12 protein-coding genes are annotated in these 13,592 nt (G+C 60.1%); 5 read left to right on the forward strand and 7 right to left on the reverse strand.

What is annotated here, in order from left to right; translation table 11 throughout:
* Nucleotides 1-50 precede the first annotated feature (50 nt).
* Entirely contained in the window at nt 51-812 is a 762-nt protein-coding gene (locus FRH_RS05995; RefSeq protein WP_139526181.1) for a glycosyltransferase family 2 protein, read from the forward strand.
* On the opposite strand, the gene FRH_RS06000 is transcribed toward FRH_RS05995, so the two are convergent.
* Nucleotides 723-1,817 (reverse strand): glycosyltransferase family 9 protein, encoded by a 1,095-nt coding sequence (locus tag FRH_RS06000; protein WP_153843617.1) that lies wholly within the window; start codon nt 1,815-1,817, stop codon nt 723-725. The two genes, FRH_RS05995 and FRH_RS06000, sit on opposite strands and share 90 nt — an antisense overlap.
* 84 nt (nt 1,818-1,901) lie before the next feature.
* Here FRH_RS06000 and FRH_RS06005 point away from each other — a divergent pair, with 84 nt between their 5' ends.
* Nucleotides 1,902-3,020 (forward strand): glycosyltransferase family 4 protein, encoded by a 1,119-nt coding sequence (locus FRH_RS06005; RefSeq protein WP_281997964.1) that lies wholly within the window; start codon nt 1,902-1,904, stop codon nt 3,018-3,020.
* On the opposite strand, the gene FRH_RS06010 is transcribed toward FRH_RS06005, so the two are convergent.
* Nucleotides 3,002-3,745 carry a 3-deoxy-D-manno-octulosonic acid kinase gene (locus FRH_RS06010; RefSeq protein WP_281997965.1) on the reverse strand — a complete coding sequence of 248 codons (744 nt, stop codon included), beginning with the start codon at nt 3,743-3,745 and terminating at the stop codon, nt 3,002-3,004. The two genes, FRH_RS06005 and FRH_RS06010, sit on opposite strands and share 19 nt — an antisense overlap.
* Here FRH_RS06010 and FRH_RS06015 point away from each other — a divergent pair.
* Genes FRH_RS06015 through waaA form a run of 3 tightly spaced genes read left to right on the forward strand, consistent with a single transcriptional unit; the run spans nt 3,744 to nt 7,553 of the window.
* Nucleotides 3,744-4,841 (forward strand): glycosyltransferase family 9 protein, encoded by a 1,098-nt coding sequence (locus tag FRH_RS06015; protein ID WP_153843614.1) that lies wholly within the window; start codon nt 3,744-3,746, stop codon nt 4,839-4,841. The two genes, FRH_RS06010 and FRH_RS06015, sit on opposite strands and share 2 nt — an antisense overlap.
* A complete protein-coding gene (gene hldE, locus FRH_RS06020; RefSeq protein WP_281997966.1) occupies nt 4,831-6,261 on the forward strand; it encodes a bifunctional D-glycero-beta-D-manno-heptose-7-phosphate kinase/D-glycero-beta-D-manno-heptose 1-phosphate adenylyltransferase HldE in 1,431 nt (476 codons plus the stop codon). The genes FRH_RS06015 and hldE overlap by 11 nt, the downstream gene beginning before the upstream one ends.
* Entirely contained in the window at nt 6,261-7,553 is a 1,293-nt protein-coding gene (waaA, locus tag FRH_RS06025; protein WP_281997967.1) for a lipid IV(A) 3-deoxy-D-manno-octulosonic acid transferase, read from the forward strand. Before hldE ends, waaA begins: the two co-directional genes overlap by 1 nt.
* A 34-nt stretch (nt 7,554-7,587) precedes the next feature.
* Here the strand turns inward: waaA and pelG are convergent, their stop codons facing one another.
* The 5 genes from pelG to FRH_RS06050 are packed head-to-tail and all read right to left on the reverse strand — an operon-like array spanning nt 7,588 to nt 13,592.
* Nucleotides 7,588-8,970 carry an exopolysaccharide Pel transporter PelG gene (gene pelG, locus FRH_RS06030; RefSeq protein WP_281997968.1) on the reverse strand — a complete coding sequence of 461 codons (1,383 nt, stop codon included), beginning with the start codon at nt 8,968-8,970 and terminating at the stop codon, nt 7,588-7,590.
* 21 nt (nt 8,971-8,991) lie between these two features.
* Nucleotides 8,992-10,569: a GT4 family glycosyltransferase PelF gene (pelF, locus tag FRH_RS06035; protein ID WP_281997969.1), complete on the reverse strand. Its 1,578-nt coding sequence runs from the start codon at nt 10,567-10,569 to the stop codon at nt 8,992-8,994.
* Entirely contained in the window at nt 10,566-11,621 is a 1,056-nt protein-coding gene (locus FRH_RS06040) for a hypothetical protein (protein ID WP_281997970.1), read from the reverse strand. The genes pelF and FRH_RS06040 overlap by 4 nt, the downstream gene beginning before the upstream one ends.
* Nucleotides 11,608-12,969 (reverse strand): PelD GGDEF domain-containing protein, encoded by a 1,362-nt coding sequence (locus tag FRH_RS06045; protein WP_153843609.1) that lies wholly within the window; start codon nt 12,967-12,969, stop codon nt 11,608-11,610. The genes FRH_RS06040 and FRH_RS06045 overlap by 14 nt, the downstream gene beginning before the upstream one ends.
* Before the next feature lie 11 nt (nt 12,970-12,980).
* Nucleotides 12,981-13,592, reverse strand: coding sequence for a hypothetical protein (locus FRH_RS06050; RefSeq protein WP_281997971.1), 612 nt, complete (start codon nt 13,590-13,592; stop codon nt 12,981-12,983).

Raw genomic sequence — 13,592 nt, forward strand, 5'->3', positions numbered from 1 at the left:
GATCACGGACGAGCCGTGTATGCCTCAAACTGAGTGGGTAAAGGTGAGACGTGTCTATTTCCGCTGTGTTGATTGTCAAAAACGAAGCGCACCACTTACGTGAGTGTCTGGAAACGCTGACGTGGGCTGATGAAATCGTCGTGCTGGATGCGGGCAGCCAGGATGCCACGTGCGAGATTGCGCGAGAGTTCACCCAGAATGTGAACGTCAACGCCGACTGGCAGGGGTTTGGCATTCAGCGCCAGCGGGCAGAAGCCCTGGCAAACGGTGAGTGGATTTTGATGGTCGATGCCGACGAGCGCGTGACGCCTGAATTGCGTGACAGCATTGAGGCGGCCATTCAGCAGCCTCCCGCTGCCTATAGCGTGAGCCGCCTATCGTGGTGCTTCGGCCGCTTCATCCGCCACTCGGGCTGGTACCCAGACCGCGTGCTGCGTCTCTACCCAAGAGGTCAGGCGGGCTATAACGCCGCGCTGGTGCATGAAAAGCTAGTACTCAACGAAGGCTTGGCCGAAAAGCCGCTATCCGGTGACTTGCTGCACTACACCTATCGCGACCTGCGCCACTATCTTGAAAAATCGGCACATTACGCCCAGGCTTGGGCAGAGCAGCGCGCCGCCCAGGGGAAAACGGCCACGCTAGGGCAGGGCATGGGTCACGGACTGGCTTGCTTCCTCAAGATGTACGTGCTGAAAGCAGGCTTTAAAGATGGCAAGCAGGGGCTATTGCTGGCGCTGCTCTCCGCACATTCCACTTTCGCCAAGTACGCCGATCTCTGGGTGCGTACCCGCACTGCCGACAAGCAGCGCTGAAATCCGTTCGGCGGCGTTGCCGAGGTCGATCGTGGTCATATCCTGTTGGTCGGCATCAGCAGGGGGGCTAAACGCTAGGCGCTTTTCCGCTCGGTTGCAGGTTTGCCAGCGCAGCGGCGTAGCGGAGCGTTTGGCTGGATAAAAACCCGCCGTGGCGATATCGAGACAGCCTGCAATATGCAGCGGCCCGGTCGAGCCGGCAATCAGCATATCCGCTCCGCCAAGCTGCAGTGCAAAGGCATCCACGCTGGGAGTTGCTGGAAAGTGGTCTGCCTCGACGCCTTTTTCGGCTAGTTGTTTCCTCAAGTCTTGTGCCTGTGGCTGTTCACTGGGGCCAGCGCTGATGAGCCAGCGTAGTGGCAGAGGCTGGCACTGTCGGTGAACGTGAGCGATCAGCTCGGCGTACTGCGCAACCGATAGATTGACCGCCGAGCCGCCGCTGCCAGGATGAACCACCACCACGCGTTCTGAGGTGTCGTTGGCCAACGTTTGGCGTTGGACAAGACGCTGCGCGCCATCCATCGGCCAGAACGGGGGCGAAGGCAGGGTGGTCAGCGTTAACGACAGTCGAGCCAACAGTTCACAGGCCAAGTCGACGTTGTACTGGTACTCGGGTTTGGCGGAATGGGAGCGGCGTTGGCGTATTCGCACGTTATAAAACACCTGTGCCCACTTGGTTGCAGGGGCAACGCGCAGCGGAATGCCTGCTTTCATGCCTAGCCAACCGATACGCGGTGTCGAAAACAGCGTTAGCAGTGCATCGAATTTCGATTGTTTCACGTGAAACAATAGCGCCTGCTGCGTCGCTTTATCAGCCTGGCTACCGGGGTCGATGATGACGTCATCGACCCATGGGCACGCCTTGGCTAAGGGGGCCGTATAGGCAGGCACCAGCACGGTCACGTGGGGCATAGGCGAGGCCTGTTTCAAGCACGCTAGCGCTGGCCACGCCAGCATAAAATCGCCGATTTTGTCGTTACGGACGACAAGCAGTTTCTGCGCCATGATTTAGGCCCCGTTAAAAGCAGCCTGTATACTACAAGAGATTGTAAGGATTGTTTAACGGTGCGCGGCTAGGTAGGGCATGCGATGGCGAAGAAGGTATTGCAACTGTGTCTTTCTGATGGCAAAGGCGGAATGGAGCTGTATGTCGATCGGGTGATTGAAGACCTAGTGTCGGAAGGCTGGGAGGTCAGAGGCATCTGCCTGAAAGATACCAAGGTAGAGAGCTATATGCAGCGTAACGAAGTGCCCTATAAAGCCTTTTCGAGCAACGGCCAGGCGCTGTCCCAGCTATTCTCGATCCGCGGCTGGCTCATCGAGGAGGGCATTTCCGTCATTCACTGCCATAAATCGAGTGATCTGCGCCTCACCACCTTGTTGAAAGCACTGCTGCCGACACTAAGGATCATCTACACGGACCACGTGGGCGGGCAGCGGCCGAAAAAAAGCCCCTATCATCGAATGGCTTATGGCTGCGTGGACCGCGTGCTGTCTATCAGCCAGGCAACATACCAGCGCAATATCCGTAATTTGCCGCTTCCCCAGGAGGGGGTGGTGTGTTTGCCCCACGGCGTCGATATCGATAAGTACCAGCCCAATCGTGACCCCGCAGTCATCACGGCTAAGCGCGAAGCACTGGGTGTACCGATGGATGCGGTGCTTATCGGGCTACCGGGCCGGGTGACGCCGGGTAAAGGCCAGGACATATGGGTGCAGGCGCTGCAGGAATTAGACCCCTCGCTCCATTTCTATGCGCTCTCGATCGGTGGTACGGACTATGCCTCGGGGGGGGTGGAGACATTTTATGCCGAGTTGCAGCGCACCATCGCGGGCACGCCGCTGGCGGATAAGATCGCCTTTCTAGGGCATCGCAGTGACCTAACGGAGATTCTACCCGTGCTGGACGTGGTGTGTATTCCTTCGGAAAACGAAGCGTTCGGTCTGACGATCATCGAGTCCATGGCCTGCGGTATGCCGATCATAGGCTCGAATACCGGGTCGTTGCCGGAGCTAGTAGATGCTGATTCCGGGGTGTTGGTAGGCCCGTTTGACGTGCCCGCCTGGCGCGATGCCATGACCACGTTGATTCGCGATGCCGACACACGTAAGGCCATGGGACTGGCCGCTCGGCGACGAGTCGAAGAGCGCTTCAGCAACAAGCAGCACGTAAAGCGCTTGATCGAGATCTACTCGGCGTCGGCATAGCCTGAGTAAAGCGGCGCCATCAGACGCTTCTCTTGGCCAGGGGCAAACTTCGCCACCGAGCGCTCCAGCCGCTGTAGGTTACGTGCCTGCCACTTGCCAGGCGGGCGCAGTCGGCAGCGGTCGAGATCGATCAGCCAGGGCTTGCCAGCCTCATCCACCAGAATGTTGCGGGCGTTGAGGTCGACATGGTCCAAGCCCGCTTGATGAAATCGCTTGATCATTGCGCCAACGCGCTTTAATAGCGCCTCGTCAGCCTCTTCATTGGTGAGGAGTGAGGCGAGGGCCCGAGCGCCGGGGATGCGCACGGTCAGCAGTGCCGCCTCATAAGTCAGCCCAAACCGGGTGACACAGCAGGCCACCGGACGCGGGACGGGCAGGCCTTGCTCATACAGTGCGGCGGTCAAACGTATTTCACGAAACGCCCGGGTTCGCTCGGCCCCCAGCCACACATAGCGCTGCTGGCTAAGCTTGGCGATGAGCCCGCCGCGCTGGTAAGGGCGCAGCACCCACTGCTCGTCGTCGCGCGCCTTCAGGAACAGGCTGCTACCTCGGCCCGGCGCTTCGCCGACCACCAGACCCCGCGTTCGCCAGTACGCTGCCTCGAACAGCGCCGCGCTTAGAGGGTGAACCGGGGAGGAGAGTTGGTGTGTTGCGCAGGCGTCACTTAAACTGTCTGCATCGTGTAGAATCAGCCCATTTTTCTGCCGGAGTGCCGCTAAGCGCATGAAGCCCTCTCTGCCTGTTCAACCAAACCATATTGCCATTTTGCGCCTCTCCGCGTTGGGAGACGTGTGCAATCTCGTGCCAACGGTGCGAGCGTTGCAGCGCCAGTGGCCGCATGCGCGCATTACCTGGATTATCGGCAAGGGGGAGCACAGTTTACTGGCCGGGCTTTCCGGGGTCGAGTTCGTCGTGTACGACAAAGCGACCGGGCTTACCGGCATGCGGGCCATCTGGCGTGAGCTGGCCGATACCCGCTTCGACGTACTGCTGCATATGCAACAGGCCATTCGCGCCAGCGTGCTCTCGCTTGGTCTCAAAGCCAACGTCCGGGTAGGGTATGACAAGGCCCGTGCCAAGGACGCTCAGCACTGGTTCACCCAGCACCAGTTGGCTCCCCATGCGAATGCCCATGTGTTGGAGTCGTTCATGGATTTTGCCCGTCTGCTGGGCGTCGAAGACGACCGCTTGGAGTGGAATCTTGCGGTGCCTGCCATCGCCTACGAAGAAGCCAGAGGGATCAGTGGTGACACGCCTTACTTGGTGATCAACCCCTGTAGTAATGCGCGGCTACGTAATTTTCGCAACTGGTCGGTGGAAGGGTATGCGAGCGTGATTGAACACGCCTGGGTACAGCACGGTCTGAAGAGCGTACTCACGGGGGGCGGCAGCCCCTTGGAGCGCGAAATGGGCGACCAGATCGAAGCGCTCTGCCAGTCGGGTAGCGTCATCAACGCCATCGGCGGCACCTCATTGAAAGGTGTCCTGGCGCTGATCGATAACGCCCGCGCAGTGATTGCTCCGGATACCGGCCCTGCCCATATGGGTAATGCCATGGGCACGCCGACGCTTGGCCTCTATGCCACCACTAACCCTCAACGGGCTGCGCCCTATCTGTGGCGCGATTTTGCCGTCGATGCCTACCCCGATGCGGTACGCACCTATCTGCATAAATCGGTGGACGAAGTGAGCTGGGGACAGCGGGTGCGCCATGCCGATGCGATGGACCTGATCAAAGCGGACGACGTCATTGCCAAGTTAGACGCGCTGCTGGCGCACAGCGCAGCGCACACTACAACAGGACTCTCGGATGAAAGTTGATCTAACCGCCCTGGAACATGCCCGCGTACTGGTGGTCGGGGATGTCATGCTCGACCGCTACTGGCACGGCGGCACCTCGCGGATCTCCCCGGAAGCGCCGGTGCCCGTGGTGCGCGTGGAAGATGCCGATGACCGGCCCGGCGGCGCCGCCAACGTGGCGCTCAACGTGGCGTCCTTGGGCGGGCACGCCGCGCTGGCGGGTCTGGTGGGCGAGGATGACAATGCCGAGCTACTCTCAAAGCGCTTGGCGGCAGCCAATGTAAGCACTTACTTCCAACGCAGCCCTGATATACCCACGATTACCAAGCTACGCGTGATGAGCCGTAACCAGCAGCTGCTGCGCCTGGATTTCGAGCAGCGTCTCGACAGCGTGGATACCAGCGCCCTGCTGGCACAAGTTGAACAGGCACTGCCCGAATGCGACGTGGTGATCCTGTCCGATTACGGTAAGGGCACGCTCAATCAAGTGGAGCATTTAATCGACATGGCGCGTCAGCACGGCAAGCGGGTGCTGATCGATCCCAAGGGGCAGGATTTCACCAAGTACCGAGGGGCTAGCCTGATTACCCCCAACCTCACCGAATTCGAGGCCGTGGTGGGGCCTTGCGCCACGGACGCCATTCTTGCCGAGCATGGCGAAGCGCTGCGTGCCGAACTCGAACTCGAAGCGCTGCTGATTACCCGCAGCGAAAAAGGGATGACGCTGATCCGTGAAGGCCATGCGCCGCTGCATCTGCCCACCCGTGCTCAAGAGGTCTTCGATGTGACCGGCGCAGGCGATACCGTGATTGGTCTGATGGGCCTGGCCTTGGCCGCTCACCATGCGCTGCCGGAAGCGATGATGTTGGCGAACCTGGGGGCGGGCCTAGTGGTGGCGAAGCCGGGTACCGCCACGCTCTCGATTGCCGAGCTTTACACCGCGCTGCATGGTGACAAACTGGCCGAGTTCGGCGTGATCGAACCAGCGCCGTTGGTCGATGCCGTTCGCGCTGCGCAGCTGCGTGGCGAGCGGGTGGTGATGACCAACGGGTGCTTCGACATTCTCCACGCTGGCCATGTGGCCTACTTGGAACAGGCCAAACGCCTGGGCGACCGGCTGATCGTCGCGGTGAACGACGATGCCTCCATCGGCCGGTTGAAAGGGCCGAAGCGCCCTATCAACCCGTTGAACCGGCGAATGCAGGTGCTGGCCGGGCTTGGCGCGGTGGATTGGGTGGTGCCGTTCAGTGACGATACGCCTGCCGCCCTGATCGAGCAGGTACTGCCGGATATCCTGGTCAAAGGCGGTGACTACCGCCCCGAGGACATTGCTGGCGGCAGCGCCGTGATCGCCAACGGTGGCGAGGTCAAGGTGCTGGGCTTCGAAGATGGCGTGTCCACCACGGCAATGATCAGCTCGATCCTGGATCGCGAAAGCTAATGGCCCGCTGGCCACGGCTGGCCTACTCAGCGGCGCTGTATGGCTTAGCGCCGCTGATTGGCTGGCGCATCTGGCGTGAGCAAGTGCCCACTTACTCACGGCTCCAGCGGTTGGGGCTGCGCCTTGAACCACTGCCACCCGAACCGCGCCTTTGGCTGCACTGTGCCTCGGTAGGCGAGGTACGCGCTGCCCGCCCGCTGATCGAAGGGCTGCTTGCGCGTTTTCCTCATCACAGCCTGCTGCTGACCACCATGACGGCTACCGGCGCCAGACAGGCACAGGCGTTGATAGCAGAGCAGGGTACTGCCGACCAGACGCGCCTTGCCCACCGCTTTCTTCCGCTGGATTTCCCCGGCGCGGCCAGGCGTTTTGTGGCCCGCGTGAAGCCGGAGCTTGCCCTTCTGTTTGAAACCGAGCTGTGGCCGAATCTGCTTCACGCCTGCCACCGGCAGGCGGTGCCCGTCGCGGTGGTGAATGGTCGGCTATCGCCCCGCGCGTTTAGCCGCTACCAGCGTCTTCGCCCACTGATGCACAGCGCCTTAGCCAACGTGACGTGGCTGGCCGCTAAATCATCAGAAGACGCCGAGCGTTTTCAAGCGCTGGGCTGTGCCGCTGAATCGATCTCCGTGGTGGGATCGCTGAAGTTCGAGCAAGCCTTACCCGAAAGGGCACTGGAAGAGAGTGAGCGCTTACTTTATACGTGGGGTCAGCGTCCCGTCTGGGTCGCGGGCTCAACACGCGATGGTGAAGAAGCGCTGCTGCTCACGGCCCACCGCCAACTGCTTGAACGCTTTCCAGACGCACTGCTGGTGCTGGTGCCTCGCCATCCTCAGCGCTTTGACGAGGTGGCGACCCTGTGTGAGCGTGAAGAGTTCAAGGTGAGTCGTCGAAGCCAGCAACAGCCCGTCACGCCCACCACCCAGGTCTACCTGGGAGACACGCTGGGCGAGTTGGCGATGCTATACGGCGCGGGGAGCGTGGCTTACGTAGGCGGAAGCTTGGTGCCACTGGGCGGGCACAACGTATTGGAGCCTGCCGCACTGGGTAAGCCCGTACTGTGCGGGCCGTCGCTGGAGAACTTCAGTGATGTTGCCGAGCCGCTGTTGGTGGCCAAGACACTGACGGTGGTAGCTTCCCACGATGCACTCGCCAATGCGCTGGTAGATGCCTTTACCCACCCGGCCCGCGCCCTGCAGGCGGGCCAAGCGGGTAAGGCGGTCATTAAAGCCCAGCGCGGGGCGCTCGCGCGTACCTTAACGGGTATTGAGCAGATGATCTCGATGCCTTCTTGATAGTAAGCATTCACTCCCTTCTTGCCCTGGCGGCCTACTTATGGGGCTGCAGCATGAACGTTTGGAACGTCAGCTGCTCAAACTCATAATCGAGTACCGCAAGCCCCACCAGCGACGTAAACAGCAGTGACAGCGCATAGCCATAGCCGTAAAACACTGGCCCCAGCATCTGGCTGAGCAGGGTGAGAAGCACATTGGCGATGAAAAATAGCAGGCATAGCCACAGCGCGGGTTTTAGGCGGTCGAGATAAAACAGCACGTTGAGGATTGCCATAAACAGTACTTGTATGGCGACTGCCACGATGTCGATATTAAATAGCGGCAGATACCAGTGGGAAAAACCGAGCCAGGAAAAAAGCATCGGTCCGCTGAGCAGTAAGGCCACGACCGTTATGCCCTGCACTTTAAAGATGTCATAAATGCCGTGCCGCACGCTGGCCATCATCTCACCGCGCAGGTCCTCAATATGCAGCAGCGTATCGCCTTGGCGTATGGCGTCGTAATACGCTTGGCAGCGCTCTGCGAAATCCGTCTCCATACGCATGATGAATACGGCCATGCCCGGTACGATGGAGAGGTACGCCAAGAAGATCGGCAGGTCGTAAATGGGTGAGGCGCGCAGCGGGCCAATAATGGTCTCCGAGGTGCCAGGGTGAAACCAAAAGACGAGCTTGTCTGCCCAGATACCGAGCTGATAAAACAAGCCAATGGCCATCAGCGCCCGCTGACACTGCCCTGCGCGGTGCAGGTCAAAGGCCCATAGCCGATCGCTTGGGTAGTGGCGAATCACCATCGCCAGCAGCGTAAAGAGCAGCAGGCTCTGGCCCAGCACAAAGCCCCCCAGTAACCCGATCAATCCGTAGCTGCTCAGCAGCATGCCACCCACGAAGGTGGCGCCATAGCCAAACGCAAAGGCCCACAGGACTTGGCGATAGGCCTTAACACCGGCAACGAACACCGTGACGCACCAGATCATGCTCAGCACGATAAAGCTCATCAGCATTTCAAGCTGATAAAGCCATGACGTGCCTTGAAAGGTGAACCATAGAAGGCTCACGCCGACGCTGGCCGCGACGAGCACCACCAGCGTGAGCAGACCAAACAGGTTCGGCAGAATCGCGCTGTCGCGCTTTTCAAACAGGCGGTCGGCCACAAAGCGGGTAAACAGCAGCTGCACCAGTGACGTTAGCAGCAGTGAGCTTGCAACCAGCCAAGTCACCGAGACCAAAAACTCCGTTACATGGGCACTGCCACTGGGACGGGTCGCTGCGGACAACACCCCAAGCGCCATGACTGCCAGTATCGACAGCACCCAGGGCCCGGAACTGATCAAGCCTGCGTAGCCATAGGCACGCAGCAGGCTGACGTAGCTGTCCTGGCGCAGTAACCGCCGAAGCTCAAAACCAATGCCTGCCATAAAGCCTCCTCGGATACGTGGCTAGTGCCTGCTGAGCGCGGTGAATAAGCGAGACGCCGCTGTCATCGGTGCGTTGGCGGGTGGGGTAATAACATCGTCATACAGCTGCTGATAGCGCGCCATCATTAAGGCCTCGGTATAGTCGGCCTCTACGCGGGCGATGCCTGCTGCGCGAGCGTCCAGCCATCTAGCGGGCTGCGTTAGCAGTTGCTCCATGGCATGGGCGGTGGCCATCGGGTTGGCGATAGGCACAATATGGCCCGCTGCCTGCTGTTGAGCAGGGTCGCCGATGACCAGCTCCCGGCAGGCGCCCACATCGCTGCACACCACCGGTATACCCGCCGCCATGGCTTCCAGTACCACCAGCGGCTGGGCTTCGCTGATGGAGGTCAGCACCACTAAGCGCACCTGGGCCAGTATCTCCTCGGTACGTTGGAAGCCGAGAAACCGCACCTGCTTCTCGATGCCTAGCTGCTGGACTAAATCGCGGCACTCTTGGGCGTAGACAGGATCTTCACTGTCGGGTCCGACAATCCAGCCCTGAGCGTCAGGGACTTGGCTGATAAGCTGGCGCATCGCGCGAATGAAGGTCTTGATATCTTTGATGGGGGTCACGCGGCCCAGCAGCGCCACGATCGGTTGCTGGTTGTGGGCGGTCGCGCTGCGCAACGGGGCGAAGCGCTCGATCTGAATCCCGTTGGGAATAATCCGCGTGCGCGCCTTCTCGGCACCGTCTTGTATCTGCCGTAGGCGGTTGCCTTCGTGTAGCGTGGTAATGTGCGAAGCGCTGGCATAGGTCATTCGGCCAAGGCCCTGGAAAAAGCGAATCCACATCTGGCGCAGGTAGCCCGTATCGATCTGAAAACCGTGGGATAGCGCATCGGTGGAGGTTTTGATCCACTTTGCCTCTAACAGGTCAATCTGCCGCTCCTTGGTATAAATGCCATGTTCGGTAATCGCGAAGGGGAGGTGGTGAATATGGTGCGCCAGCGCGCCGAGAAATCCCGCATAACCGGTGGAGATGGCATGTAGGCAGCGCCCTTTAGGCAGTTTTTGCGCAATGCTGGCCAGCAAAAAGAGCGGGGCATGAATATTGCGCACCGACCAAAAGTAGTCGATGAACGAGGGCTCGGTGACGTGGGTCAGGTAGTGGTCAACGATTTGCTGCCAAGCCGCCTGGCTATGTAGAAAATCCTCGCGGCTCAAGCCGCCCCGTTGGCCAATCATTCGCGCCACATCACACAGGGCACGTAGCGGGTCTTGCTGCTCAGGGTGGCGCAGATGCTCGTGCAGCGCATGTACGGTGTCGAACGTACTGAGATTGCCTCGACGCGCTTTGATGGCCGATAACGAGGGCAGGTCGTCCATTAGATAGTGGCACTCCAGATGCACCACGTTCGCGGGCCGCTCGAACAAAATACCCTGGTAGTGATCCGGTCGACCGCCCAAGAAAACCAATGCAAAGCGCAGTTGGGGCAGCCCTCGAATGAGCTGATCCACCCAAGCGCTCACGCCGCCTCGTACCATGGGGTAGGTGCCCTCGAGCAGTAAAATGACATCTGCCGGTGTATCGCGTTTACCCAGGGTGGGCCATGTCATCGCCAATACTCCATCACGGGGTGTAATACAGGGTGCTGCGCGGCGCTGGGGCTCAGCCGGGCAAGCTGCTCTTGCATGGCGTGGTAACGCCGGGTTTGGAAGGCCAGCTCCGCGCGGTAAGCGGCTAGGTCATCGTCCTCCATGCCTAGCAATGCGCACTGTGTAAACGCGGCGTCTGCGTCATCGAACGCTTTCAGTGCCAAGCACAAGCGACCGCGTAACAGCTGGCGATGGGCGGAGTTGGCAAGCCGAATGGCGGTATCGATCTCACTCAGTGCTTGGGTCAAATAAAAGTGTGCGGTGCTGCCTTGGGCGAGATGCAGATAGTCGTACTCCCAGTTCAGCATGGCGAGCGCTTCGGCATGATGGCCGTGAGGGTCACCGTGTTGGTCACGGGTGGCCGTCAGCCGCTGAATACGCTCGTCTAAATCGCGCTCAATGTTGCTTAGCATGGAGTAAGCCAGCAAACGCACATCATCGGTTGGGTCTGCCAGCCCTAAGCGCAGTAGGCCAACGGCCTGCCTGGGTGGTAAATGGCGGCAAGCTAGAATTGCTTCTTGGCGTGCCACCGGGCTATCGGAGACGTTCAGGACGCTAGTGAGCCCTTCGCGCATAGCCATCGAATCAGCATTCGGGGGTGTCAGCGGCCGATAGGGAAGGGAGGGTAAATCTAGCGGTTGCCAAGCGCTAGGGCGTGCCGGGGCGGATAAATAGAGCGCGGGCACGACGGCTAGCAGTAAGCCGATAAAGGCAATGCCAGGCAGCAGAAACAGCAGCAAGAACAGCACCACTAGAGCGCCCAGTACGGGTTGCTGATAGTTGAGGGGGAGCGCCCGCCGAAGGCCTTCGGCCAGTAACACGCTTCCCGCCGCGTACCCGGCCAGATGCGTTAGTGAGGGTGCCCCAACGCTTGCGCCCCAGCTATCCACTATCCCGTTATCCATTACCCAGCGATTGGCCACCCACCCTTCTACCCCCAAGCCCGCTAACAGCCAGCACAGGCTTGTCAGCACGCGCCAACCGATATGGGGGCGCGCATTAGGACGGTACATGGGACACCTCGGCGTGATCGTGACGCGAGAGGAGTTTTTTGGCCGATAGTCGTCCGTCAATCACTTGGTAGCTGAGGCGAATGGCCTGACAGGCTTCGCCAAGACCAGGTTCAGAGGCCAAGCGTTCCTGCAGGCGCTCTGCGTATATGGTAAATGCGCGTGGCTGGGTTAAGGGGAGCAGCACATACAGGCGCCTTGGGAGACCTGCCTGACACACCATCCAGCTGCGATCCAGACCGCGCTGCTGCTGAGCGACGTTATCAACGGCCTGGTGCAGCTGGGCGTCGCTTAATGACTCCGCAAAATCGATGGCTACGAGCAGTGAGGTGAGCTGATGCTCTCGGGCATGCCGCACCCACTGCGCCACCAGCGAGCGCTGATGGCCCCCGCTGCCTTGGCTAGAGCGCTGGGTGTGTCGAAGCATGTCACCTAGCTGGGCACCTAATACCGCCAGGAGATGTAAATGACCGCGATGAAAATCAATGAACGGCATCGCCGTCACCGCCACCACGGCGTGAATTTGCTCTTCAACGTCCATGAGCGGTACGACGGCAAGCAGGGGAGCGTTATCAATATTGATGCCCTGGGCCATGGCGCTTTTCAGGCAGATCATACGGCGCTGTTCAAGGCAGGCCATTAGCATGGGGTCATGCCAATCCAGGGCTGTTTCCCCTCCGAACCACATTGCGGCCTGAGGCATAAGCCGTTGCTGCTGATCCACGGGCAACAGCACGGCTTGCTGAATGCGCGCGTGAAGCGCTAAAAAACCCAGCAGTTCATCACCATGCTGAGCCAGTGGATCCTGGTGTGAGGCAAGCGATAGGAACTTCTCTTCCAGTGCTCGCAGCGCATCACGCAAGGTAAACGGGTTGGCAGCCAGTCGCTCTGCCAGCTGATCGTGGGAGACACGCAGCAGCTGATAGTGGCGCACGAACTCCTCCAGGCGTGTTGATTGCGCACGGTGCAGAATGGCCATTTGCTGAAGACGCCGCCGCCACACATCCGCCATTTCACCTGCCACCATGCCCACCAAAATGAGCGCGATGGCAATCGGCAGCCGCTGGGCACGCTCGACGAACAAGTCGCCGTGATACCAAACACCTTCCAACCCCATGATGGTGACGCTGAGCAAGGCACTGACAAAGCCCAGGGCGAAACCGTAGCGCATCCCGACGAGCAGGGGGGCAATGGCCAGCAGCCACGTCAGGCCACTACCCAAAAGCAGCGGATCGTTTGGATTAATGATCCAGCCAATCACTGGCAGCGCTAGGGTGATGATGAGGGTTTCCAGATAGCGCAGCCAGCGGGGAGCAAGCGCGGGTTGCAGTTCGTCTATATGGGTGGCCATGGCAGACCCCTCTATTGCAAAGGCAGCGTGTCTAGGAGATCCGCCATGAGTTTCTGCGCGACGCCGCTAGTGGTACTAAACCCCCAGCCAGTGCGCGCGCCGCTGGCGCTCCACACGATGTCGCCGCTATTCACATCCACCACTCGCAGGCTCATACCAATCGCCGGTTCGCCATCTAATCCTGCTTTGTATTGCCACTCATCCACCGAGCCGGTGACGCCGTAGCGCACGCCATGCTGCTGCGCCCAGGCAAGCGCTGCCTGGTAATCCTGGTCGCTGGGCAGGCTGAGTAAGTCCATGGCGTCTGGCCGTGGCGCTTGGCGGAGCGAGTGAATGCCGCGTTGCTGTAACAGGGTCATCAGGCTAGCTTCCGCTTTGTGTCCCGCAAGCGGTGTTTCAGAGTGATTGGCGAGGGGCAGCAGGGCCCAGCTGGCTTGTCGGCTGACGGGGTCAGAGCGATGCACATCGGTAACAGCGCAGCCGCTCAACCAAAGGCTCAGCAGCACAAGCCACAAAAGAGGCTTTGATAGGTAGGTATGCATAGCGGTATCTCCGAGGGCGCTCGAGCGGCGCTGCAAGCAGTGGGTGGAGTAACGGCATGGCCGCTGGTTTACCTGTGACAT

This window comes from Halomonas sp. A020 (assembly GCF_027943625.1).
GTDB classification, from domain to species: Bacteria; Pseudomonadota; Gammaproteobacteria; order Pseudomonadales; family Halomonadaceae; genus Vreelandella; species Vreelandella piezotolerans.

Coding starts and splice junctions, on each gene's coding strand:
- hldE (WP_281997966.1), top strand. CDS start 4,831: ATGAAAGTTGATCTAACCGCCCTGGAACATGCCCGCGTACTGGTGGTC.
- FRH_RS06000 (WP_153843617.1), bottom strand. CDS start 1,817: ATGGCGCAGAAACTGCTTGTCGTCCGTAACGACAAAATCGGCGATTTT.
- FRH_RS06045 (WP_153843609.1), bottom strand. CDS start 12,969: ATGGCCACCCATATAGACGAACTGCAACCCGCGCTTGCTCCCCGCTGG.
- FRH_RS06010 (WP_281997965.1), bottom strand. CDS start 3,745: ATGCGCTTAGCGGCACTCCGGCAGAAAAATGGGCTGATTCTACACGAT.
- FRH_RS06050 (WP_281997971.1), bottom strand. CDS start 13,592: ATGTCACAGGTAAACCAGCGGCCATGCCGTTACTCCACCCACTGCTTG.
- FRH_RS06005 (WP_281997964.1), top strand. CDS start 1,902: ATGGCGAAGAAGGTATTGCAACTGTGTCTTTCTGATGGCAAAGGCGGA.
- pelF (WP_281997969.1), bottom strand. CDS start 10,569: ATGACATGGCCCACCCTGGGTAAACGCGATACACCGGCAGATGTCATT.
- pelG (WP_281997968.1), bottom strand. CDS start 8,970: ATGGCAGGCATTGGTTTTGAGCTTCGGCGGTTACTGCGCCAGGACAGC.
- FRH_RS06040 (WP_281997970.1), bottom strand. CDS start 11,621: ATGTACCGTCCTAATGCGCGCCCCCATATCGGTTGGCGCGTGCTGACA.
- FRH_RS06015 (WP_153843614.1), top strand. CDS start 3,744: ATGAAGCCCTCTCTGCCTGTTCAACCAAACCATATTGCCATTTTGCGC.
- waaA (WP_281997967.1), top strand. CDS start 6,261: ATGGCCCGCTGGCCACGGCTGGCCTACTCAGCGGCGCTGTATGGCTTA.